Annotated in this window: 22 protein-coding genes; 6 read left to right on the top strand and 16 right to left on the bottom strand. The window is 56.9% G+C overall.

All coding sequences use genetic code 11. From position 1 onward, the window contains the following. Positions 1–82 precede the first annotated feature (82 nt). Genes WCO56_06460 through WCO56_06445 form a run of 4 tightly spaced genes read left to right on the top strand, consistent with a single transcriptional unit; the run spans position 83 to position 2,907 of the window. Positions 83–907 carry a PEP-CTERM sorting domain-containing protein gene (locus WCO56_06460; GenBank protein ID MEI7729193.1) on the top strand — a complete coding sequence of 275 codons (825 nt, stop codon included), beginning with the start codon at positions 83–85 and terminating at the stop codon, positions 905–907. A gap of 10 nt (positions 908–917) precedes the next feature. Next, a complete protein-coding gene (locus WCO56_06455) occupies positions 918–1,148 on the top strand; it encodes a cysteine-rich CWC family protein (GenBank protein ID MEI7729192.1) in 231 nt (76 codons plus the stop codon). Next, positions 1,145–2,125: a hypothetical protein gene (locus WCO56_06450; protein ID MEI7729191.1), complete on the top strand. Its 981-nt coding sequence runs from the start codon at positions 1,145–1,147 to the stop codon at positions 2,123–2,125. The genes WCO56_06455 and WCO56_06450 overlap by 4 nt, the downstream gene beginning before the upstream one ends. Before the next feature lie 2 nt (positions 2,126–2,127). Beyond that, positions 2,128–2,907: a prepilin-type N-terminal cleavage/methylation domain-containing protein gene (locus WCO56_06445; protein MEI7729190.1), complete on the top strand. Its 780-nt coding sequence runs from the start codon at positions 2,128–2,130 to the stop codon at positions 2,905–2,907. 3 nt (positions 2,908–2,910) lie between these two features. Here WCO56_06445 and WCO56_06440 read toward each other — a convergent pair whose 3' ends face one another. The 9 genes from WCO56_06440 to WCO56_06400 all read right to left on the bottom strand — a co-directional run bounded on the left by WCO56_06440 (position 2,911) and on the right by WCO56_06400 (position 12,774). After that, positions 2,911–4,149, bottom strand: coding sequence for a phage portal protein (locus WCO56_06440; GenBank protein ID MEI7729189.1), 1,239 nt, complete (start codon positions 4,147–4,149; stop codon positions 2,911–2,913). 36 nt (positions 4,150–4,185) lie between these two features. After that, complete coding sequence (locus WCO56_06435; protein ID MEI7729188.1) at positions 4,186–5,544, bottom strand: terminase family protein; 1,359 nt, start codon at positions 5,542–5,544, stop codon at positions 4,186–4,188. A gap of 111 nt (positions 5,545–5,655) precedes the next feature. Then, complete coding sequence (locus tag WCO56_06430) at positions 5,656–6,171, bottom strand: hypothetical protein (GenBank protein ID MEI7729187.1); 516 nt, start codon at positions 6,169–6,171, stop codon at positions 5,656–5,658. A 271-nt stretch (positions 6,172–6,442) separates the two neighbouring features. Further along, positions 6,443–7,285, bottom strand: a complete 843-nt coding sequence (locus WCO56_06425) for a hypothetical protein (GenBank protein ID MEI7729186.1) — start codon at positions 7,283–7,285, stop codon at positions 6,443–6,445. A 16-nt stretch (positions 7,286–7,301) separates the two neighbouring features. Continuing rightward, entirely contained in the window at positions 7,302–8,549 is a 1,248-nt protein-coding gene (locus WCO56_06420) for a class I SAM-dependent methyltransferase (protein MEI7729185.1), read from the bottom strand. Positions 8,550–8,640: 91 nt separating this feature from the next. Next, positions 8,641–11,238 (bottom strand): DUF11 domain-containing protein, encoded by a 2,598-nt coding sequence (locus WCO56_06415; protein MEI7729184.1) that lies wholly within the window; start codon positions 11,236–11,238, stop codon positions 8,641–8,643. Positions 11,239–11,304: 66 nt separating this feature from the next. Continuing rightward, positions 11,305–12,033: a hypothetical protein gene (locus WCO56_06410; protein ID MEI7729183.1), complete on the bottom strand. Its 729-nt coding sequence runs from the start codon at positions 12,031–12,033 to the stop codon at positions 11,305–11,307. Between the two features lie 75 nt (positions 12,034–12,108). Continuing rightward, the gene (locus tag WCO56_06405) at positions 12,109–12,588 is read right to left on the bottom strand and encodes a hypothetical protein (protein MEI7729182.1); all 480 of its coding nucleotides are present in this window, start codon (positions 12,586–12,588) and stop codon (positions 12,109–12,111) included. 15 nt (positions 12,589–12,603) lie between these two features. Beyond that, a complete protein-coding gene (locus WCO56_06400; protein ID MEI7729181.1) occupies positions 12,604–12,774 on the bottom strand; it encodes a hypothetical protein in 171 nt (56 codons plus the stop codon). A gap of 167 nt (positions 12,775–12,941) precedes the next feature. Between WCO56_06400 and WCO56_06395 the strand changes: the two genes are divergently transcribed. Beyond that, positions 12,942–13,724 (top strand): WecB/TagA/CpsF family glycosyltransferase, encoded by a 783-nt coding sequence (locus WCO56_06395; GenBank protein MEI7729180.1) that lies wholly within the window; start codon positions 12,942–12,944, stop codon positions 13,722–13,724. Here the strand turns inward: WCO56_06395 and WCO56_06390 are convergent. Both WCO56_06390 and WCO56_06385 read right to left on the bottom strand, forming a co-directional pair. Further along, a complete protein-coding gene (locus WCO56_06390; protein ID MEI7729179.1) occupies positions 13,721–14,800 on the bottom strand; it encodes an ATP-dependent 6-phosphofructokinase in 1,080 nt (359 codons plus the stop codon). The two genes, WCO56_06395 and WCO56_06390, sit on opposite strands and share 4 nt — an antisense overlap. A gap of 141 nt (positions 14,801–14,941) precedes the next feature. After that, entirely contained in the window at positions 14,942–15,541 is a 600-nt protein-coding gene (locus WCO56_06385) for a DUF4230 domain-containing protein (protein ID MEI7729178.1), read from the bottom strand. 297 nt (positions 15,542–15,838) lie between these two features. Here WCO56_06385 and WCO56_06380 point away from each other — a divergent pair, with 297 nt between their 5' ends. Continuing rightward, on the top strand, positions 15,839–16,945 hold the full coding sequence (locus tag WCO56_06380; GenBank protein MEI7729177.1) for a Gfo/Idh/MocA family oxidoreductase: 1,107 nt from the start codon (positions 15,839–15,841) through the stop codon (positions 16,943–16,945). Between the two features lie 2 nt (positions 16,946–16,947). Here the strand turns inward: WCO56_06380 and WCO56_06375 are convergent, their stop codons facing one another. The 5 genes from WCO56_06375 to WCO56_06355 all read right to left on the bottom strand — a co-directional run bounded on the left by WCO56_06375 (position 16,948) and on the right by WCO56_06355 (position 21,910). Then, positions 16,948–17,340, bottom strand: a complete 393-nt coding sequence (locus tag WCO56_06375) for a hypothetical protein (protein ID MEI7729176.1) — start codon at positions 17,338–17,340, stop codon at positions 16,948–16,950. Positions 17,341–17,487: 147 nt separating this feature from the next. After that, positions 17,488–18,705 carry a hypothetical protein gene (locus tag WCO56_06370; protein MEI7729175.1) on the bottom strand — a complete coding sequence of 406 codons (1,218 nt, stop codon included), beginning with the start codon at positions 18,703–18,705 and terminating at the stop codon, positions 17,488–17,490. 57 nt (positions 18,706–18,762) lie between these two features. After that, entirely contained in the window at positions 18,763–20,037 is a 1,275-nt protein-coding gene (locus tag WCO56_06365) for an MBL fold metallo-hydrolase (GenBank protein MEI7729174.1), read from the bottom strand. 7 nt (positions 20,038–20,044) lie between these two features. Beyond that, positions 20,045–21,418, bottom strand: coding sequence for an MBL fold metallo-hydrolase (locus WCO56_06360; protein MEI7729173.1), 1,374 nt, complete (start codon positions 21,416–21,418; stop codon positions 20,045–20,047). Between the two features lie 12 nt (positions 21,419–21,430). After that, complete coding sequence (locus tag WCO56_06355; GenBank protein MEI7729172.1) at positions 21,431–21,910, bottom strand: hypothetical protein; 480 nt, start codon at positions 21,908–21,910, stop codon at positions 21,431–21,433. Between the last annotated feature and the right edge of the window lie 605 nt (positions 21,911–22,515).

The following is a 22,515-nucleotide window of genomic DNA, read 5'->3' as shown; positions in this document are numbered from 1 at the left end:
GGAAACATTCAGGCTCCGCGCTGGTCTCTAAAAGAACTGATTCGGTTCGCGTTGTGTCGCGAACCAAACTGAAAGAGAGACCATGCAGAAAGCTAGTTGGATGGCGCTGGTAATGTCCGGCGCGTTAACCGTATGTTCGTGGGCCGGCAGCAATCCCGCCCAAATCCTGTCGTTCGCCACCTCAGTGGTGAATTACAATCCGGGCGCCTTGTCCGGGAGTGAGTTGAAATATGCCAATGCCTCCTCGGCCTTGGGCGCACCCACCCTGATGGATCAGTATAGCGTGCCCATAGACCAGTTCTATGCGCCGTATGAAACCAATCATATTTTGTTGATCGGGGCGGGCGGGTCGCTGACGGTCAAGTTTGATACCCCTATCCGGAATTCGGGCGCGAATCCTTACGGTGCGGATTTTCTCATCTACGGCGCGTATGGCCTGAACATTACGAATGGCGAATACTATGGCGCCGGGATTTCGGATGGCACGTATTATAATCCGGATGGTGGCAATGTGCGCATTTCCGTGAGCCAGGATGGCGTGCTGTTTTACACGTTGAATCCCACGCTGACGCGGCAGATCGAGGCCGGGTTGCCTACCGACTCCTTCGGGCAATTTGGCCTGGCGCCCAATCCCGCGCTGAATCCATCGGATCTCGCCGGGCTGGATTATACGGGCATGCGAGCGTTGTACGCGGGTTCCGCCGGCGGCGCCGGGTACGACCTGAGCCTGGCGCAGGATGGCTTGGGCGGGAGCGTGAACCTGCTGGATGCCAGTTATCTGCGCGTGGATGTGCTGGACGGCCGGGTGAAGGTGGATGCTTTTTCCACGGCGGTGCCGGAGCCCTCGACATGGGCGCTGGGTCTGGTTGGCGCCGGGTTGTTGTGGTGGCGGCGCAAAGCCAAGTAAGGGACGTCTCATGAATTCTCCGCATAACCCGTGCGTTTGTCCGCTGTGCGGCCAGCCCAATGATTGCGAGCTGGCCAAGCAGGGCAACCACGAAGGCCCGTGCTGGTGCTGGAACGAAAAACCTTCCGAGGCGGCGCTCGCGCGGATACCCGCCGAACTGCGGCACAAGGTGTGTCTGTGCCATGACTGCCTGACGGGCAAAACCGTCTGGCCCGCGCCAAATACCTGGCTGGTGGCGTGAAACAACGGAAACATATTCCGGGCGTGCTGGCGCTGTGGGCGGTCTTCACCGTCGCAGCGCCTGCCGCCCAGTTGTTTGAGGATTTCTCCAGCGATCCGACGGCGCGCGGCTGGAAGGTGCATGGCGACACGAACTTTTTTGTGTGGAATGCCGCCAACCAGAACCTGGAGGTGACGTGGGATTCCTCGCAATCGAACAGCTTCTTTTACCTGCCGTTGGGGACCATGGTCAGTGAGCAGGACGATTTTCAATTCGGGTTTGATTTGAAAATGAGCGACATCAGAATCGGCTCGACCCCCGGCAAGCGGTTCACCTTCCAGATCGCTCTTGGGCTGATGAACCAAACCAACACACTCGCCACCAACCTGTTTATTGGCACTGGGAATGGAGTGCGTAATTTAGTGGAGTTTGATTATTTTCCAGATTCCGGCTTCGGCGCCACGTTTGCCTTGGCGGTGGTGAAGACCAACAGTGCTTACGAATATAGCCATAACTATCCGTTGGAAATGACGACCGACGACTTATATCACTTGCAAATCACCTATACTTCCAGCAATAAGACCATGCAGATGTCGGCTACCTGTAACGGGGTGCTCTTCGGCTTGGGCACAAACAGCAGCATGAATCCCCTGGTATTCACCAACCAAGCGGGTTTCCGGGTAAATTGCTTTTCGGTCACCAGTTACAACGATGGCAAAGGCACCGGTTCGGTGCTGGCGCATGGGGTGGTGGATAATGTGTCGGTGACGTGTCCCGATCCGCCCGTGGCAAAAATCCAGGGCGGGTTGACCAACGGCAACTGGGAAATCGGGCTTTCCTCTCAGACCAACTGGGTGTATGGGTTGCAACGCTCAGCGGATATGAAAACTTGGACGAATGTGGCAACGGTGAACGGCGGCGGCCCCATCGCGCTGCGCGACACCAACCGGCCAACGTCCAAACCCGGCTTCTACCGGATAATGGCCACCAAACCATGAAAATGAGGAAACAGAAGTTAGAAGTCAGAAGTCAGAAGTTGGAAGCTCTGGTCTCCCGTCTGCAGATTTCTGCTTTTACCTTGATCGAGCTTCTCATTGTTATTGCGATCATTGCGATTCTGGCGGGATTGCTGTTGCCCGCGTTGAACCGCGCCAAAAAGGCTGCTCAACGCATCCAATGCGTGAGCAACTTGAAACAACTTGGCTTGGCCACCCAGATGTACTGGGATGACAACCAGGGCCAGGCATTCCGGTATCTCCTTGCGAACACCAACGGTGGTGGGCTGTATTGGTTTGGCTGGCTCCAGACCGGGGCGGAAGGAACTCGATCGTTTGATGCGACTCAGGGTGCGCTGTATCCGTACTTGCTTGGCCGGGGCGTCGAGTTGTGTCCGTCGCTGGATTACTCGCTGGTGGAGTTCAAGCTCAAGGCCAAAGGTGCCGCCTATGGTTACGGGTACAACAACAATTTTTCTACGCTCCTTTCCAAGCCGCCATTCAACGTCAACCAGATCACCAACACGAGTGGTCTGGCGCTGTATGCCGATGCGGCACAGGTGAATACCTGGTTGGCGCCCGCCTCGCCGGATAATCCCATGCTCGAAGAATCGTATTTCATTTCCCAAGATGAACCCACCACCCACTTCCGCCACACCGAGCGGGCAAATGTCACGTTCTGCGATGGACACGTGGGACTGGAAAAACCCGCTCCGGATTCGCTCGATCCCCTGTTACCGCAACACATCGTGGGCACGCTGCGTCCCGAATTGTTGACGCCATAACTTCTAACTCCTGACTTCTGGTTTCTGGCTCCTCTGTTCATTTCCCCACGCGTATTCCGGAAATCCCAAATCCAACTCCCGGTTCAGATCGTTGAACGGCACGCCCAGAGTGGCAAGCTTTACAGCGGTATCCACGCGGGCGCGGCGGGCGGCCTGCATTTCGGGCAGGGCGTCGGGATCAAACCAGCCGCTGAGTTCAGGGCCGGCCAGGTCCAACAACGGCTGCAGCGCGGCCTCGATGCGACGACCCAGCGGTAGGATGACGTTGATCAGCCAGTTGAGCGATTGCTGCTCGTCCACGCTGCGGTTGGCATCCTCCGTGTAGCCCAGGATGGTTTGCGGCACCTTGAAAATGCTGCCGATTTCCTGGCGCGAGAACTTGCGGTTTTCCAAAAACTGCACATCCGCCGCGCGCAACGCCGGTTTGTCCACCTTCACGTCGAACGGCAGGAACAACGGACGGTCGGCGGCGCCGGGCCGGCGTTTGCGCTCGCGCAAGGCGGCGTAGATTTGCTCCATTTGATGTTCGGAAAGGCAACTGTTGGCGGTGACGATGAGGCCCGGATCGGCATTGTTCAGCATGAGGCCCTTCATGAATTGGGCGGAGGCGTAATCCGTTTGCACAGCAAGCTGGGCCACCGTCAGCGGCGACATCCCGCGCCAGAACTGGAACGGGTTTGGCAGCTTCAGGTGAATCACTTCCTCCGGCAGCAGGGCCGCGCCAGGCAGGGGCGAATACGGCCCGCCCGGCTGATAACGCCAGCCAGTCAATTGGTGGTCGGTGATGATTTCCTGAAAATCATCCGGCGGCAGCACCAGCAGGCTGCGCACCGGAAAGGCGCGTGGGCGCGCGGTAAGGCTTTGCACCCGGCCATCGGCATCGAGCGCCACAAGGAAGACTTCGCCGCGCAGATCCAGCCAGGTCGAGATCAATTCCCAGAAGGCAAACCGGTCCAGGCGTGGATGCGGTCGCTGGAACAGGTCATACAGCGGCCCGCTGGTGACCAGGTTTTCGCCGCGCCGCCGAACTCCGGCGCGCGAAAGACGGAATGGGATTTGCGCGATCTTGGCGGCCTTGGCGCACACGGCGGCATAAACCCACGCGGATTGCTGGTACGGGTTGACCAAGGGCAACGAGCCGGATTCCGGTTCGTCGTCGCCGCGCAAGAACGCGCGCGCGACGGGCATGGACGATTTTTGTGCGGGACGGAAACGATCGAGGATATGTTTAAGGATTGGCATAAGGATTTGAGGTTAAGGTTAGGTTGGTTGGTTTGGTTAATCGAGAAACATGGGACGGGCAAAGGCATTGGTGCGGGCGGCGGCGTGCTGGCGCAACGCGAGCGCCCAGAAGCGGTCGCAATGACCATCGCTGGCATCGCCATTGAAGCGCAAGGTTCCGGCAGTAGTGACCTCCTTGCGCACGGCCAGCAAATCCTCGCGCAGGGCGGGATCGCAGGCCAGGCGCAGCCGGCGCTGCTCCAGGCCGGTGCGCACCACGTAGGCCAGTTGCTCCTTGAGCGGCGCGGTGAAGGTGATCGGTTCGACTTTCCAGCCGAACCGTTTTTGGGCGCGCTCCGCCAATTGCAGGCCCATGCCGGTGGCGTCCAGGCAGGCACGCTGAAGCCGGGACAATTCCAGCAAGCGCCAGAGCCAGTGTTCGATCTCGTCAAAGCTGCGGTGTTCCAGCACCAGCCGAAAGCGGTCATGCATCACGTCGCCGATCAACTCGCCGACGTCGAGTACGGTGAGGTCATGCTTGCGGCCCACGTCCACGCCGAGATACAGCGGGTTCCGCGCCATCCGCAACTGTTCGAGGGACCATGTGGTCGCGCCGGCATCCGGTTCCTCGCAGGCGGTGATGAGTTCACCGGTGAGGAAGCCGCACTGCTCATTGGCGGGGGTGCAGCAATATTCCTGCAGCCATTCATCCTCGCTGAGGCACTCGGAATGTAGCCGCTGCACAAATGATTCGGGTGTTTCTTCACCGTTGTTTTTACGGTTGATGCGGTCCACCAATCCCTGGGCGGCGGCGTCCGCCAGCGTGACGCGGTGATGCGACCATCCGGCGCTGGCCTTGCCGGATTGGATATCGAGCAGCAGCCGGTTGAACAGGCTGTTGGCGCCGCGATGCGTGCTGATGATTTCAAGCTGACCGCCCCAAAGCGTGACCGGTTTGGCCACGCGATACAGCAGCGCCTGATCCTGGTGCAGCGCGAACTCATCCAGAATCACATGCCCGCGTTTGCCAGCCAGCGCGTTGGGGTTGGAAGAAAGCGAATAAATGCAGCGGCCGTTGGCGAACTGAAGTGTGTAGGCGGAGGCACGGGAGTCACCCTCCAGCAGGCGAATTCCCAGATCCACGGCCACATGCCACAACAAGTCGGCCCATTGCTTGCAATCCTGGAGAAATAGTTTGGCTTGGAATTCATCGCGCGAACTCACCCAGACATCCAGCCGGGCATCGTGCGCGGCGGCGCGACGCACGGCGGAATAGGCGGTGGCATACGAGAGCCCGATCTGGCGCGATTTCTCCATGATCTTCAGGCGTGAACCGTCGCGCAGCCAGCGGAGTTGATAAGGCAGGAAATGCCAGAGACCAGAAAGGGACGTGTCAGAAGCAAAGTTAGGTTTCATACGTCTTTGAAGTTATTGATTAAATCCGAATGTCGAAAACCGAAGCCCGAAAGAAGCCCGAATTTCGAACCAAATTTCTTCGGTTTTCGTTCTTCGGATTTCGGTTTTTCTTCACATCAATTTCAGTTTCTCCTCGATGTAGGCCATGGTTTCCGGGCGGATGCCGGCTTCGCCTTTGGGTGAGCCGGGTTCTTCGCGCTCCAGTTTCTGGCGGTCCAGTTCCTGGTCGCGGTACTTCAACCACAGGGTCATGAGCGCCAGGATATCCGCCGGTTTGAGCACGGGGTTCAGGGCTAGTTCCAGGAGCCGTTGCTTGAGCTGATCGAACAGGGCGGCATCAAAGCCATCCGGCAACGGCTGCGCGGCCAGCAGCTTGGCGGTATGCGCGGTGCGGGCGCGGCGGTCCAGCAGCCGGGGCAGCACGCACTCCTCGAATAGCCTGGCGAATGCTTCCGGCGCGAGTTCGCAGTCAAAGTCACGGCGAAGGTTTTCCTGGAGTTCGGCGTGGGAGAGGCCGGCGAGCCAGCCGTCGGCCAATTGCAGGCGGGCGGGTTCGGGCAATGCCGCAAGGTCGGTGGCGGTAGTCATCGGATTCGGTGTCGCTTTCGTTTTCATTTTGTCGTTCATATAATAATGTTAATGTTTTAATTACATAAACACGCTATCACAGGATTTGAAAACACGGTTGCCGCCGGGAGGTAAAATTTGAGTGACCAGTTATCAGTCATCAAGTCATCAGTCGCATACAGAAGTTAAGTGAGAATTACCCGAAACCAGATTCCGCTCTTTGCCCCCCTGAACCAATCCCTCCCCCTCAACCGCCCTGCGGGCACCTTCGCCCCGAAGGGAGAGAAAGACGGGATGCGGGGGGGGCCTGGAGAGGGAGCGTGCGCTTATGCTACTTTGAGGCCGCCGAATCCAATTTGAACCCGCTGCTTTTTTCCGTGTTCCGAAAGCGCATGGTGCTGGCCAGTTTCCGGCAATTGATCTGCACGACCTGCCGCACGTTCACCCATGTGCCGTCCGGCATGCGCTGGCGCTCCAGGCAAAACTCGCATTGGTTCAGCGACCCCAGAACGCCGAACAACCCCAGCGACACGGAGCCTTGAAGCGTCGAAGTCAGTTTGGCTGCATCCGCATCCTCTTCGTCAACCCACGTGGTGCCGCTCACTTGATTCAGAATGTTATCCATGAAATTTTTGGTGGGAAGCTCGCCCTCCCGTGGTTTGAACGTGAGCACCAGGGTCGGGCGATTGTTTAGGATCACACGTTCCTTGACGGTGAACTGATACCGTTCCAGCAATTGGGCCGTCACCCAACCCTCTTTCTTGGCTGCCATTTTTTTCAGGTTGCGCGCCGATACCTTTTGTTGGAACTTTTCCTCCTTCTGCCGCTCCTGCTTCAATTCGTCACTGGTAAGTTCCCGGCCTTGGATTTTTACCAGCCGATCAAAGGGAAAACCAGCCACTAGCCTGACTTGGTAAAAACGCTCCTCGGATTTGATGGTTTCCCCGTTTTCATCCAACTGTTCGCGCAAGGCATGTTTATCATACGTGTACTGCGGCCCGCGCTCAGCCCGGGCGATGGCCGAGGCCCGTTCGATCATCCGGTTTAATATCTCTTTCACCGCAGGCAATTTCTCCGCCGCCCGGCAGGGAACACATGCCGTCAGCCATCCCAACAGCACCGCCTGGAAAATGGCTGCCGCCGCAGAGACCCGGTGGTGGTGACAGTATTTCATTCAAAAGGTGCTCCCATTAATGCCGCCCGGCCATCCGCAGGTAAATGCATTTCAAATAGTGCGCCTCGGCGAAGGTGGCCGGATGATCCGGCGGATGCGCGGTGGTTTCCATTTCCGCAAAGGCCCGTCCCGAATGGTATGCGGCCTGGCGGACCGCCTCAAAAAATTCCGGGGCCGAAACATGCGCCGAACAGGAGGCGGCCGCCAGGACCCCGCCGGGGCGGAGCGAACGGAGGGCGTCGGCCGCCAGCCGTCCGTAGGCCTCGATTGCCCCGGCGCGTTCCGACTCGCGCTTGGCCAGCGAGGGTGGGTCGAGGATGATCAGATCGAATTGCCGCGCCCGGTTTTGCGTCAGCCAGGCAAACACATCCACCGCCAGCCCCTCATGCCGGCATTGCGCCACCGCCGATACGGACTGGTTGAGCGCAAAGTTCCGGCGTCCCGCCGCCAACGCGTGACGGCTGATGTCGAGGTCGGTGGCGGACTTGGCGCCGCCCGCCGCCGCGTAGAGTGAGAAACCACCAGAAAAACTGAACGCGTTCAGCACCTCCGCCCCGCGTGAGAGAGCGCCAACCCGCCGCCGGTTTTCCCGTTGGTCCAGGAAAAAACCGGTTTTTTGACCCCGGACCACATCCGCTTCAAAGCGCAGCCCGTTTTCGAGAAACACGGGTTGACTGGTCAACGGTTCCCCAAAGAGTAATTGCCCGTCTTCCACGTGAAAGCATTGCTGCGCGTTGGCTTGGATATTCCGGCTGAGGCGCAGCACCAGGCGGGCCGGGTGGAGCGCTTCCTGAATCAAACCGGCCACCTCGTTCAGCCGGGGCAGCCACGCCGCCGTGTAAAGCTTGAGCACGAGCACATCGCTGTAGCGGTCCAGCACCAGACCCGGCCAATGATCATTTTCCCCGTGAATCCATCGGAACCCGGTCGTTTGCGCGTCAAACAGCGCGTACCGCCGCGCGAGCGTTTGCTGCAAGTGCTGCCGCCACCAGGCGGCATCCAGCGTCACGGGTTTGCCCAGATGCAGCACGCGCAGGCGCAACGGCGAATCCGGATCGAACAAGCCAACGGCCATGAACCGGTCGTTCCGATCATAGACAACACCCAGTTCGCCCATCTGGCCATCTCGGTTTTGACTGCGGACACTGTCCGCAAACAGCCAGGGATGGCCAGAGCGCAGCATGGTTTCCGCCACCGTCGTGACGCGCAGACGAAGGCGCGGAACGCGGGCGGCGAGTAGTGCATTTTCGATGGTTGGCGGCACGCACAACCATGGTGCCGCGCAGGCGGATGAATGTCGAGCCGTGACTCACGCGAACCGAAAGCCTTTTGCAGGTTGGTACGAGGCGCAACGCCTACGGCCGGGTGACATGCAGGCGCATGAAGCGCCGGGGAGCCGAGCCGAGCGGGGCGTTATCGCGGACCTGGAGGCGGTTGGCGGTGTTTTGTTCCACCGTGGTCCCGTTGGTAGTCCAAGCCGGCGTAAGGAGGTCCCCCGTCGCTTCCACTGTGAAAATCAAGTCAGTCGCGGTCGCGTTTTTGGGCAGCGAGAGCCGCAGATAGCCGGAGTCAAAATTGCCAATGACGGGATTGGTGCTGACGGTCAGCGGATTCAAACCCAGCGCATACTTAAGCAGATTGGGCATGCCGTCACTGGTGGCCACATAGGTGTCAGCAGCGGTACCGGTGTCGTTGGTGGTGCCGAACCATTGCAGCCGCCACGCTTCTGCCGGGGTCAACACCGGCGCGATGGTTCCCTGGATGGCAAAATCGGGCGCGGTGCTGGTCGCCACATCGAATATATACCAAGTGCCGCCCGAACTCGTAGCGCCCCAGTTGACGATGCGAAAGGTGACGTTGGTGCCCGCCCCGACATTTTGCAGCGCGGCAATGCCGGAAAGGTCAAATGGTCCGAGGGAGGCGCCACTGTTGGCAGAGGAGGAATAATTGAGATTGGTCAGATCCAGGAAAGGACCCGAACCCACTTGGAATTGCAGGAGCCCATAGGCAGGACCAGAATTGGAACGACGGTAATCCAGCCGGGTGATCGAAGAATACGAAACCCGGTAACCCGGATAAGCCGCCAATGCGCAGGTGGCCACTTCATTACTGGTGATGGCTTGGGCGGCGTTGGTGGAGTCAAACCCATTGCCGCCCCAAGCGCGGGCGGCCGCGGTAGATGTGTTGGTCACTCCACCGCCCCGAGTAAGGCCGGTGATGGAGAGGTTGGGGGCATTGGTGACCGGTGCCAAAGGCGATACGCCAAAACTCGTCAGCCCGCTAACATCCCAACCCGCCAGGATGCCGGTGAAGGTGCCACCGCTGCCCGACGGGTAAATCGTAGTGGGATCAGCGGCGGTGTTATTCGCGGTAATGACATCCCCGCCGCCGGAAACTGTGGCGCGATTGGTAACGCTGCCGGGCGCGTTGGTGGCCGCCGTTACGGTGATCGTGATGGGCGGGTAACCGGCACCTGCCGCCAAGGAATCGGAGCGCGTGCTGGTAAGCGTGCCGAGATTGAGCGTCCAGCCATCCCCGGTGAGGGCCGTGGCGGTGAGACCGGTTGGCAGCGTATCCACCACACTGACGGTGCCGGTGGTGCCCAACGTGCCGAGGTTGGTGACGGTGATGGTGTAGGTGAGGTTGGTGGCTCCTTGATTAAAAACGGCGGTATGCGTTTTAGTGATGGTCAAATCCGGGGTAGGCAAAGCTGCGGTGGTGAAAACCTGATCCGCGCCGCTGACTGTCCCCGACTTATTGGTGGCGGTGAGGCGAAAATGGTAGGTGGTTCCCGCCGTCAGCCCGGATAGATTGGTACTTACCGCTTGGGCGGTGGCTCCGGTGTAGGTGCCCGAAAGCAGAATATTGGTGCCGTAGGCAGTCGTCAGCCCATACTCAAACCAGGCCGTCGCCGTTTGGCCGTTGGGATTGATGGTGCCATTAAGCGTAGCGGCATTCGTGGTCACCGCACTGGCCGCACTGGTGACAACCACAGGTGGCGCGAGCGCATTGCTGCTGCCGTTCACCAACCACACCGTCCCGTTGATGGCCAGGTACCCGTTATCCACCGGGCCGCTCCAGCCATCATAAAGGGTTTTGCCAGATGTGCCGGTGCCGTCGTCCACCACGGAACTATCCCCTACCGCCACAAACCGGCCCGCACCGAACGTTCCGTAGAGTGCCATCACATCGGTGGTTTTCGACGTGTTCCACACTGCTGGGCAAGCCACGCTGAAATTGTTGATCGTCATGGTTGCGCCGGCACTGAACGCCAGGGTGGTCACGTTTCCACCCAGGCCATGCGTGAGCATATTGGTGGCAGCGGCATCCACCGTCACGTTGGTAGGCGTCACAGTGTTGGCATTGAAGCGAAAACCGAACGGATTGAGCTGCACGGAATTGTTGGTCATCAGGTCATTCCAGACTTCCAGAGAATCCCAGCCGTCGTTATTGCGGTCGGAACCGTTGTGGTCGGCGATCATGAATAATCCACCACCGTTTTTGACGAAGTTCAGGATGGCGGTTTTCTCCGCCGCCGTGAACGGCGAATTCGGCTCGCACACCACGAACACCTGGTAATTGGAGAGGTCCTGCGCGTTGGCCGCGCTACCATAGGTGATGGCGCCGCTGGACACCAGCGTCTCGATGCCGTTTCCGGGCAGCGTCAATTGGCCCGTGTTGCGCAGTTTGGCCAGCGCCACACCCCACGCGCTGATGCCGCCTTTCCAATAGGATTCCGTGCTGTTGGTGGTAATGCCGGTGATGGACGGGGAGGGAATCTGCTGGGTGGCGCCATCAATGATCCAATCCGCGTTGCCTGCCGTCTCCGCCTTGGTGGCATCAAACAGCACCTGCGCCTGGCAGGTGGCACAAAGCCAAAACAGGCCAGCCAGAAACCATCCGGCCGGCCGCCTGCAACCGTTGGCCAGCCATGCACACACAATACCATTCAAGTGTTCTTGGATGTTCCTTGAATGACAAGATAGAAATGTTTCGCATTTCGAACTTTGGAATAAGCATCAGTTCTTTTTCGCCCCGGCCTTTTTGCCGGCCTTGCCCGCGCCCGGGCGGGCCGCAGGCACCGCCACTTTCTCCCCGGGCTTGGGCAGGGTGTCCTTCACGTTTTCCCAGCCGGGGTTGAGCGTTGCCTCGCGGATGACCAGGTTGCGGAAGTCCACGCTCTGCCCGCCCACGGTGAAGCCGGGCGCCACACGGGCCTGCTTGAAGAGGTCGCTGCTCCCCCAGGCCGCCAGGTCGTCCACCTTGCCCAGCATCATATCCCCCACCATCTCCATGCGCACCTTATGCCAGGTGCCGGGCGCGAAATCCGCGAGGAAACGGGCGAAGACCACCGCCTTGTCCGGGCCGTCGTGATCATTGTCATCCTTCTGAATGGCGACGGACTTGGGCGTGATCATGATGCGCGCCATGTGATCCTTGGTGGCGTTGATGGTCAGGCTGGTGGATTTGCCCCCCTCGAACTTGAACTCGTATTCGATGACAAAATCCGCCAACTGGTTGGGCAGGCGGGTGACCGCGCCGTGGTTGTCCTCGGGCTTTTCCGCTCCGCGCCACACGCCGTTCGCCAGTTCCCACTGGCCCTTGGCGGATTTCCATGGAGCGCCCGGGGCGGCATCGAGCTTATTCTCGTAGATGACTTTGCCGGGGGTGGCCAGCAGCGGCTGATCCGCCGCGTTAAGGTGCAGTGACACGCACAGGGCGCACGCCGTGAACAGGATCGCTTTCATAATAGCTTGGTCGTATTTCAGCGGCAGAGTAGGCCCATGGTGTCGGGTGTCAAGCTTTGCGAACTTCGGATTTTCTTATCCACCATCGGCATTAGGGTTCTTTGTCCGGGGGTTATCCTCGATCTTATAAGTCCAGCCACAGTGCAAACATTTGGATTCCCCGCTGGGCATGATCGTGCGGCATTTGAGACATTCGATCGGCTCCTCACTTGTCGCTGCAGGTCGTTCGAATATCTGAGCCCAACGCCATATAAGCCAAGCGGCTAAAATGAGCGTTAGAAAAATTGTCTGCGCCCAGTCTGCCCAATTTAGTAATAGCAGGCAAAATCCCAAAATTAACAAAGTCCACAAGGCCTCACCAACCCGGCGAAAAATAACCTGCAGCAGAACTCCAACCATGAGCACCGGAACTGACACAAGCCAACAATCATAGATAACAAGTCTGCTGAATGGGAGGTTAAGAACGAGTGCCATGACAGAAACAACCAAACACACTTTCACCGGCAGCAGGGTCAGATCGAGCCATTTTTCTTTCGAATGCGGCAGTAATTGCATTGCGGCTCTCCGTGCTTATTCCACCGTCACTTCGTAATACGGAGTTTGATCGCGCGCGCCGTCCACTGTGAACCGGCCCTCCGTCACCGCCAGGCTTTTTCCCGTGGGGCAACCATCATGATCCAGCAGACACGCCGGGACGGGGATGATGCGGCGCCACCCGGCGGCTTGAGTTATGTTTTGCATGGCATGGGTATGGCGCGCAGACGGGATGGAGTCAAGAAATACTCATGACTGGCCACGAGCCATCCCCGATGGCAGACTTTCTGCTTGGAGCCGATCCCCCTTTGCGATAACACTTGCGCAGGACTTGATTGAGCGGTGAGTCCTTGCGGCAAATGACCAAAACCCGAATGACTATTGATCGCGTGAACGTGTTGGGAGTCGGTGTCAGCGCCATGAATCTACCCCTGGCGTGCGAGGCCATCTTTGAGGCCGTGGCCCGGCGCCGGAAGGGTTACATCACCGTCACCGGCGTGCATGGCGTCATGGAATCGCACGATGATCCCGAACTGAAAACCATCCACAACCGCGCCTTTCTGGTCACGCCGGACGGCATGCCCATGGTCTGGATGGGAAAACTGAGCGGGTTCAAACACATGAGCCGGGTCTATGGACCGGATTTGATGCTGGAAGTGTTCTCCCAATCCGCCGCGCGCGGGGTCCGGCATTTCTTCTATGGCGGTGCTGAAGGTGTGGCGGCAGCCCTGAAAGAACGCATGACCGCCCGGTTCCCGGGAGTGCAAGTGGTGGGGACTTATGAACCGCCGTTCCGTCCCCTAACCCCTGCTGAAGAGGCGGAGCTTGCCCGCCAAGTCGAACAGTCCCGACCGGACATCCTGTGGGTGGGCTTGAGCACGCCGAAACAAGAAAGGTTCATGGCTCACTATTTGCCCAAACTGCCGGTGACCCTGATGATTGGGGTGGGGGCGGCGTTTGATTTTCACACCGGGCGAGTGGCCCAAGCGCCGCGCTGGATCCAGCGGAGCGGCTTGGAATGGTTCTACCGGATGTGCCGGGAACCCCGCCGGCTGTGGCGCCGATACTTCAAAAACAACCCGCGGTTCGTGGCGCTGGCCCTGCTCCAGCGCACTGGGCTGCGCAAGTTTCCCCTGACGGATGGCGCACGCAGTTAATCGCCCACGCTGATACCGAGGTCGCGCGCAGTTTGCACCAGATCGCCGTTTACCGGCACGGTGCGTAGGCGGCCAATCGCTTCGGTGATGTTGACCGCCACGGTATTGGGCGGATGCAGCGCCACCATTTTGCCAAACTGGCCCTCCGCAATCAAGTGAACGGCCATGGTGCCGAAGCGGGTGCAGATTAAGCGATCAAAGGTGGTCGGCCCGCCGCCGCGCTGCAAATGCCCCAGCACACAGACGCGGGTTTCCTTGCCGGTACGCCTGCCGACTTCGTCGGCGATCAACGCCCCAATGCCGCCCAGCCGTGCCTCGCGGTTTTTCTCCGCCGCCCCCGAGGTGGTAAAATCCTTGCCGGATTCCCGGGCGCCTTCGGCGGCCACGATGAGGGTAAAATGTTTGCCCTGGCCTTCGCGCTCCTCGATTTTCCGGCAGATGCTGTCAAAGGAGAACGGGATTTCCGGAATCACAATCACATCCCCGCCACCGGCGATGCCCGCATGCATGGCAATCCAACCGGCATAACGCCCCATGACTTCGAGCACCATTACCCGGTTGTGACTTTCCGCCGTGGTGTGCAGGCGATCCAGCGCATCCGTGGCACAGGCCACCGCCGAGTCGAAACCGAACGTGATGACCGTGGCTTCGAGATCGTTATCAATGGTCTTGGGCACGCCCACCAACGGCACGCCGGCCTCAAAAAGCTGCTGGCCGATGGACAACGAGCCGTCACCGCCCACCACCACCAAGCCTTTCAAGCCCAGCTCGCGCACATTAGCCAGGGTGGCCTGCAACACTTCCGCGGGGATTCGCTGCACTTCGCCATGGCCCACCTTGGCGGCAAAGCGGCCCTTGTTGGTGGTGCCGAGAATCGTCCCGCCGCGAAACAGCAGGCCATCCATGTTCTTGTAGTCTAATATGGTAAATTCCTTGTCCAGGAGACCTTCAAACCCGTTGTGGAAACCCAGCGTTTCCCAGCCGCGCTTGGACGCGGATTTGCCTACCGCCCGGATGACCGCGTTGAGTCCCGGACAATCTCCGCCACCTGTCAATATGCCGATTCGTGTACTCATGTGTTCTCCTCTGAACGTTTATGGTATCTAACTTTACACGGAAGCTACCAGCCTCCGTGGCTGGGGTCAATTTCTTAAAATTCGGATTCCAGCTTTTGCCATGTTCTCATTTTGCCGGATTGTTTTTTTGCAAAAGGTCAATCACTTAAACTCGACACCCAACCCCAGCGAATTAAACAGCCGGCGCAACTCCTCTTTGACCCGCAGATCGGCTTCGGTGGTGATGCCCTGATATTTTGCCGCGCGGCGAATGTCATCCACCGCCTGCCGTCGCGCTTCCTGCTCCAGGTTGCGGTCGTATTTGCGCATCAGCCCGGTCTTATGCTCCATCACCTGAGTTTTCTTATCGTCCAAGTAGGCGTCGAGAATGGTGGCTGGCGGCAGGTTGATGGTGATATTGGTGCCGCGCAGGTGTAAATCCGTTTCTTTAAGTTTGGACAAGTCCACGCCAGCCTTCACCACCCCGCCCGCCACCATGATCACCCGGCTCTCACCGGTGAATAACATGCCCAACGTGTCCTTGGGCGGATCTTCGAGCACCACCACTTTTTCCATCACATATTTGATGGTGACCAATTCGGACAACGACTGCACCTGCTTCAAAACGGAGCTGGTATTCAACGAATACGGCGTGGAGGGCGCCCCATAAATCAGACGGGCGACGGTAAACCCCACCAGCGCGCCGCCGCCGAAAATCGCCAGGGCCATCAAACCAATGAACGCCAATCGTGCTTTCCACATGGAGGCACTCTACGCCCACCCGCCGTTTGGCGAAAGCACGAAAATTCAGTTTCCCAATATTACAAAATCAGCGGCTCGCAGATCGCGAACCAGTTGCTCTATCCGTGTATTCCGAGTAATCCGTGGTTAAAAATATTGTCTTCATCTTTTTGCCAACTAATTTTTCTGCCGGTCCATTTTTCTGCAAAATTTCCAGGCCATTTTTCCACAAGATTCCCTTGAATTCTTCCCCCGCCCGGCCAAAGAATATCCCCGTTCGCACTTTAAATGAAACAACCCATTTGGAAAGGCATGACGATGAAAAGCAATTTGGCCCGGCGTGATTTTATCAAGACCACCGGTCTGGTGGCGGCAACAGCGGCGTTCGCGAGTCCGCTCGCCACCCTGGCGCAAGCCGCCGGCGGCAAAGTGACGCTCGCCATCGTGGGCGGCGCGCACATCCACACCCCCGACTTTGGCCGCCGCCTGAAAGGGCGCGAGGATGTCGTGGTCAAATACGTGTGGGATCATGATGCCGCGCGCGCCGAGAAGCGCGCCAAGGAAGCCGGCAGCAAAACCACCGCCAATGTTCAGGAAATCTGGGACGATAAGGAAGTGACCGGCGTGGTGATCTGCTCCGAGACCAACCGGCACCTGGAACTGGTGGCCGCGGCCGCCAAGGCCGGCAAGCACATGTTCGTCGAAAAACCGCTGGGCGTGACCGCCAAAGACAGCGCGGCGATGGCGGCAACCATCGAGCAGGCCGGGCGCCTGTTCACCACCGGCTACTTCATGCGTACCTTCCCGGCCCACCTGTTGCTCAAGGAACTCGTCGCCAAAAACGCGTTTGGCAAAATCACCCGCGTTCGCGGGTCCAACTGCCACAGCGGTTCGCTGGGCGGCTGGTTCGATACCGATTGGCGCTGGATGGCCGATCCCAAGCAATCCGGCTGCGGCGGCTTCGGTGATCTCGGCACCCACTCCCTGGACATCCTCATGTGGCTGATGGGCGACGTGGAGTCCATCACCGCCGATATCAAGGTCATCACCGCCCGTTATGGCGACACCGATGAATGCGGCGAGGCCCTGATCAAATTCCGCAACGGCGTGACCGGCACCCTGGCCGCCGGCTGGGTGGACGTGGCCGACCCGGTGACCCTGCTCATCAGCGGCACCGAAGGCCATGCGCACATGCTCAACGGCGACCTGTATCTCAAGTGCAAGAACATCCAGGGCGCGGATGGTAAACAGCCCTGGAAACAACTGCCGCAACCGCCGCCGTTGCCCATCTACCAATTTGTGGAAGCCGTCTCCGGCAAGCGCGATATGCCGCTGGTCACCTCGCGCGAAGCTGCCGCCCGCGTCGCCGTCATGGAAGCCGCCTACCAATCCGCCAAAACCGGCACCTGGCAAAAACCGGTGTAAGGTCAAGTCTGCGCTGAAGGCCGTGTGCTGTACCCGGTGGGTTTTGGTGGCATCCGAATCAGCGCCTCGGGCAGGCAGGCTAAACCGTTGAAGAATAGAAACGGAGCTTGTTTGTGGCATTCCTTGAGAAAATCATTCGTTTCAGCTAACGAGCCAACTTGGCCGCGATGCGCTTCCCACTTTTGTGCGCACGCGCACGCAGTTTCCGAATTAATGCCGTGCTGCGCGCGACCTCTTTCGCACGTTCCCCGGTTGATGCTGATAATAGACTGCCAGTCCCAGTCTTTGATAAAAGCGGCTCGGGCCTGAAGCGGTGATTCGTCGCCACTGCTTCCGCCAAGATGTCCGCTGCGCTTAACTGTTCTAGCAAGTCGGTTTTCAGTTTCATCAGGCATGCCTTAAATCAGTTTTTCCTAAAAGTCGAGCCGGTTATAAAACGGGTCCATCTTTTTACCAATCAATTCTCCAGAGTAGCCTCTATAATGCCAAATCCCTTTTGGCTTCATCGTGCGATGCCATCAACTTTTTTAGATGGCAATCACCTAATGACCATCTGCCGCATGTTGGCTGCTCGCTAAATTTTTTGGTTGTGATAGATGCGTGCATCGAAATTTCAGCGTCCCTGGCTTTCCCGCTTCGATGAATGCAATCCTACGAACTCGTTGAGCAACTGAACTGGAAGCATCTGCAAGCAACTTGTCGGTAATAGCCTTTGTCTCTTCCAGCAGTTCTGGAGAAGGTCCAGCGAAATATATCAGGTAAATGTCACATTTTGCATCAGCCGGGAGGACTTTGAATTGTTGCTCGTAACTGGTCTTCAAACGCAGGAGTTGGTTCGGTGTTGTAAACTCAACCGCATACGTCAAGGTCTGGACAAGTGCTAGGAACATGTTCGTATCGCCAGGGGCCTTAACCTCGGCGATGATAGGCAATTTAGCTTGATCGTTGCTTTGCAATAGAAGATCCACTCCACCTTGACCAGATTTACGACCATGGTGTCCGTCTTCAAAAGTTGCATTGCTTGTCGTATATGGGCTTACTTCATAGTCAATTGGCGTAAAATCCAAAGCCCCATCATCTTTGAAAACCACCGGGACAAACGGGGGCAGGGTGTCTGGTTTTAGGCTTGCCACCAATGCTTTGGCTGTGTGCCCCTTGTTTTCTTTGGGTCTTTGCCACCATGGATCTTCACGCTGTTTCGTTGGGGGAGCAAACCTATCTTTAGTATTCTTGTAGCGAGCAAAGTGATCAGCACTTTCCTCGAACATAACTTGCAGATGCGCGGCACAATCATTGCGGCCGCTGGAATTGTGCTTCTTGGTGAGGTAACCTGCAAAGGAACCATGAATTGCAACGGAAGAAAACAGCCTTAACGATTCGTAGAATCGGCGAATTCTTGTTTGGGGAATAACTATTGACCCGCCATCCCGTTTTTTCTCAGCGGGAGACTGTATTTGAAGTTTATTCTCCTCCAAAAATATAATTACTTTCCGCCATTTTTCCCAATCTTCGTTGACGCGCAACTTTGATGGAATAAGTTCGCTGTCTTCACTCACAATCCGTGCGCCTACCTCGGCAAAGCTTACCTCCTTGGCATTGATTAGCCTTTTTGCAAGGCGGTCCTCATCGCCTGGATTGCTGCTTTTGTATTCTTCTGGTTCAGGTCCATTTTTGAACTGACGAAGTTTAATGGTTTTTCCAGAGGAAGAATAGTGGACCCATTCACCGGTACTTAAGCAATAAAGACACGTTTTTTTCATAAAATCTTGTGTTTCCAATTCTGAATTATTATTTGAAGGACGTTATTAAACTCTATTTTATTCAATTCCAAAACCTTGCTTGTCTTCCAATATCTTTACGTTCTGAAGATGTTTCGCAAATTCCTCCGGGTTTGTGGTGTGGATCGGGATGACCAAGCGTGGTTTGATCGCCTCAACAAAGCGCACGATGTCTGGCGCGTGAATATGGCCGCTGGAATGTCGCACTTGGAAATCGCCACCAACTTCTTTCACTTTCGCACGTGTCGCCTCCCACTCCGGTTGTTTCAAATAGCCACTCCAATAGGAGTAGATGCACCGGACACGTTCCGGCAACTGCCCGGAGAAATCCGTGCCAACCATGCTGGAACGGAAAAGCATTACATAATCGCGTGGATTCGCCAGGATCTCCGCCAAAGTGATGTGACTATGGGCAAACAAACGGTCAATTTTGGGAAGCTTGCGCTGTGCCTTCGGAAGGAACACGCGGATGCGGTTCTCGGCTTGCGGCTTTGGAATGCGCGCTTGCGAGGCGATCAAGTGCAGAACAAACGCAGCGTAATGATCAACGGCCAGAATGCGATTGCATCGTCTGGCGGCTTTGTAAAAGGTAACGAGGCGGTCCACATGCATTGGCGAAAAGGATGCCAACACCAATCCAGACGCGGATTGGATGTCATCAACAATGTCTTCCTCAAGCTCCTTCTCAGCTCGCCCTGGTGCCCGAGACCCGGAGAAATGTGTTCCCTCCATGATTAGCGCATCCACACCTTTGGCGGCCACGGCTTGGATTAATTGCTGGGCCATGCCGGGCTTGCGTCCATGCATCCGCAGATCGCCACTGTAGAGCGCCCGCGTTCCATTGGCCTCCACCAGCAGTGCCACGCCATCGAAGGCGGAATGATCCACCGGATAGGCGGTAACCTGAATATCCCCAACCATCACTGGGACCTTGGGCTTAAGAGTCTTTATCCGTGTTCGCGGCACTTCGGTTTGGCCAGCGTAAATAGACGCTGCCATCATCATTTTGGAAGTGCCTTGGGTGCAATGGATGGGGATGCTGGCCTCTGTATGAGCCAGAAGTCCCCCATGATCGGAATGAACATGCGACAGAAAAATGGCGTCTATTTTGCGTCCGCTGGAAAACAGCCCGTCCACCTGGGGAGCCAGACCATCTGGCAACGGCTGTTTACTTCGCAATCGCTTGGGTGACTTGGTCTCTTCCCCGTCATTTAGCGGAAGGCCGACATCCAGAATGATCCTCGTGGTATCGGTGGAGATTTCCACGCAACTGCCGCCAATCTGGTGTGTGCCTCGATGGATGGTGATTTTCATAGCCTGCCTATTTCAGAGTGAACCCGGTTCCATCCTTGAGATATGTCGTCTGGTTTTCAAAGAACTGATCAAACCTGTTTGAACCCTCACATTGGAGAGGGAGAATCTTATTGGGATTTAAGGTCCATACAAATGCCAGAATGTCTTCCGTGAATTGGAACCCGCTCGAATGATACTCCACGAATTCGCCTTTGGCGGCGGATACCGCAGCTTTGAGTTTCTTCCAAGCGATTCCGGCCTGATTCGTCGGGCATCCATGCCAATAGGAATAAATGATTCGGGTTTTCGGCGGCAGTTGTCCGCCGAAATCCGCTACCAGCATGGGATGGCGAAACAGCATCACGTATTTCTGCGGGGCTTCCAGAATGGCTTCCAGTGTCACTCGGGAACACTTTTTCCCGTGCAGCAGCGTCGTGCGTTGGATGGGGAAGTCCTTCGGGTAATAGACCTTGATCCCCGCTTTCCGAATCGGCAGGGGTGTGGCCAGTTCATCTGTGGCATTGGTCTGCACCAGCATTTCCGCCGTGAAGGGATCCACTACCAGTATCCGACCGGAATGCCAGGCGGCCTGGTAAAAGGTCATCAGGCGATCCAAATGCGATGGCACAAACATGGCCAATACCAAGCCGGGGCTCTCACCCATCTCAAAGATCAATTTATCCTCCAAATCCGTGGAATGAACCTGATCCTTACGAATCCGCGCAAAATGTGAGCCGTTCAGAATCAAGGCGTCCAGTGTTGTGCTTAAGGTCAGGCGAATCAGTTGATCCGCCGACATCCGGTCACGGCCATGCAACCGCAAATCTCCGGCGTACAGTACCCGCTTGCCCTCCGCTTCAATCCACAAGTTGACACACCCCAAGGTGTCGTGGTTCACGGGAATGATGGTAATGGTGAAATCGCCAATCTTCACCGGCTTATCCGGCAGCATCACCTGGTCACACGTGGGACAGCCAATGGTTAGCAGGCCACTATCTCCCTTCGCTCTCAGGGTGTGAAGCTCCCCGCCCATCACGTGCCGCCGCTTGACCGGTACCGCACAAGTCCGCCCATAATAACTTCCTGCTTCGATCAGCTTGCTGATGCCCGGTGTCAGGTACACCGGAATGGTTTCTAATGTATCCTGGAGAAACGGAGTGTTGTCCACGTGGGCACTTGTAAGGATGATGGCATCAATCGCCGGTCCCGAAGCAAACAGACCAGGGATTTTCTCAGCCAGGCTTTTGGTCCGGCTCCCTTTTGCATCTTTACTTGATGCAGTTACGGTATTGGGATCGTCAAAGGGAGTCCCTACCGCAATAAGGATGCGCGAGTTCCGGGTAGTGATTTCAATGCAGCAATCGTCATATTCAGTCGAACCATGGTGAATTTTGATATTCATGTTCGTTGCCTCCTAATCTCCGCCAGCCAGTCCCAGTACCGCTTCCAATACCGAAACCCCTTTGCAAGAGACGGTTTGAATCGCACGGTCATCGTAAAAGAAAACCATGAACGGGTCTTTCTGGTTGGTGATCTCCAATTCCGGCAACTGGTGTTTAGTCAGCCAGGCACGAACTGGAGGAATACCTTTGGGTTCAAAGGCCCGAGCCGTGAAAATCTTGACGGTAATGTTAGCCGCCAGCATCTGCCTTACCTTAGTCATCATTTCCGGCACCGGCTCCCCGATTCCGTAAACCGTGCCGGTAAAGTCCAACTGATGATTCCCCGACAAGGTGCCATCCAGATCCACGCCAACCCACTCGTGATTGGCTACATAAAAGGGGTCGCCCAACGGTTCAGCTTGTACCCAAGCCCCCGCACGTTGATTGTTTTTGATATCCTCCGTTACAGAGAATGGTTTCAACTCGGTCGCATTATTTTGTTCGTTATCCATAAATACTTTCATATAAGCACACTACACCTTAAAAAGGTCGCAATGAATCGAGTGCCGGGTACGGGTTTATTGGGAATAAGTACCCTATTGGACGTTCGAGAAATCATTTTATTCAATTCAGCACGATGCCATTAAATAAGTTTAACTTATAAAAATGTAACCGATTGCTCTTGAACGGGTTGCATGAGGGTTTTTGATTAATGTTAACAGCTTCGAAAAAGCATTTTGGCCCCAAAACCGTCCCGGCGGACCCGGTGCCTCTGCTCATCACTGTTGATTCATAGTCATCCTGCAAATCCTGTACATCCTGTCTTGAAGGTGAAGCAACAAGGTCAGACAGGATTAACATGATGGACAGGGTAAATCCGGGACGCCGACGTCTTTTGAGGAACCGCCATCCCGTGCAGGTCAAAACATTTCCATAAATTTCGTAGCCGCTCGACGTCAGTCGGCGCTGATATTCTGCCCCAAATACCGTGAGCAGCTTCGGATTTCGAGTTTAAACCACTCTAAAGGCAAGCCTGTCGATTGAAGCGGTCGAACCCGCTCGCCCTAGCAGCCTGTCGGACTTAACAATGCGGATTTTTTGCAGGTTTTTGAATAAA

The organism is Verrucomicrobiota bacterium (assembly GCA_037139415.1).
GTDB lineage: Bacteria > Verrucomicrobiota > Verrucomicrobiia > Limisphaerales > Fontisphaeraceae > JBAXGN01.
Note: the sequence above shows the minus strand (reverse complement) of the source record. Positions and strands in the feature narration are given on the sequence as shown.

Coding starts and splice junctions, on each gene's coding strand:
- WCO56_06460 (MEI7729193.1), top strand. CDS start 83: ATGCAGAAAGCTAGTTGGATGGCGCTGGTAATGTCCGGCGCGTTAACC.
- WCO56_06455 (MEI7729192.1), top strand. CDS start 918: ATGAATTCTCCGCATAACCCGTGCGTTTGTCCGCTGTGCGGCCAGCCC.
- WCO56_06445 (MEI7729190.1), top strand. CDS start 2,128: ATGAGGAAACAGAAGTTAGAAGTCAGAAGTCAGAAGTTGGAAGCTCTG.
- WCO56_06440 (MEI7729189.1), bottom strand. CDS start 4,149: ATGCCAATCCTTAAACATATCCTCGATCGTTTCCGTCCCGCACAAAAA.
- WCO56_06435 (MEI7729188.1), bottom strand. CDS start 5,544: ATGAAACCTAACTTTGCTTCTGACACGTCCCTTTCTGGTCTCTGGCAT.
- WCO56_06430 (MEI7729187.1), bottom strand. CDS start 6,171: ATGAACGACAAAATGAAAACGAAAGCGACACCGAATCCGATGACTACC.
- WCO56_06425 (MEI7729186.1), bottom strand. CDS start 7,285: ATGAAATACTGTCACCACCACCGGGTCTCTGCGGCGGCAGCCATTTTC.
- WCO56_06410 (MEI7729183.1), bottom strand. CDS start 12,033: ATGAAAGCGATCCTGTTCACGGCGTGCGCCCTGTGCGTGTCACTGCAC.
- WCO56_06405 (MEI7729182.1), bottom strand. CDS start 12,588: ATGCAATTACTGCCGCATTCGAAAGAAAAATGGCTCGATCTGACCCTG.
- WCO56_06400 (MEI7729181.1), bottom strand. CDS start 12,774: ATGCAAAACATAACTCAAGCCGCCGGGTGGCGCCGCATCATCCCCGTC.
- WCO56_06395 (MEI7729180.1), top strand. CDS start 12,942: ATGACTATTGATCGCGTGAACGTGTTGGGAGTCGGTGTCAGCGCCATG.
- WCO56_06390 (MEI7729179.1), bottom strand. CDS start 14,800: ATGAGTACACGAATCGGCATATTGACAGGTGGCGGAGATTGTCCGGGA.
- WCO56_06385 (MEI7729178.1), bottom strand. CDS start 15,541: ATGTGGAAAGCACGATTGGCGTTCATTGGTTTGATGGCCCTGGCGATT.
- WCO56_06380 (MEI7729177.1), top strand. CDS start 15,839: ATGAAAAGCAATTTGGCCCGGCGTGATTTTATCAAGACCACCGGTCTG.
- WCO56_06375 (MEI7729176.1), bottom strand. CDS start 17,340: ATGCCTGATGAAACTGAAAACCGACTTGCTAGAACAGTTAAGCGCAGC.
- WCO56_06370 (MEI7729175.1), bottom strand. CDS start 18,705: ATGAAAAAAACGTGTCTTTATTGCTTAAGTACCGGTGAATGGGTCCAC.
- WCO56_06365 (MEI7729174.1), bottom strand. CDS start 20,037: ATGAAAATCACCATCCATCGAGGCACACACCAGATTGGCGGCAGTTGC.
- WCO56_06360 (MEI7729173.1), bottom strand. CDS start 21,418: ATGAATATCAAAATTCACCATGGTTCGACTGAATATGACGATTGCTGC.
- WCO56_06355 (MEI7729172.1), bottom strand. CDS start 21,910: ATGGATAACGAACAAAATAATGCGACCGAGTTGAAACCATTCTCTGTA.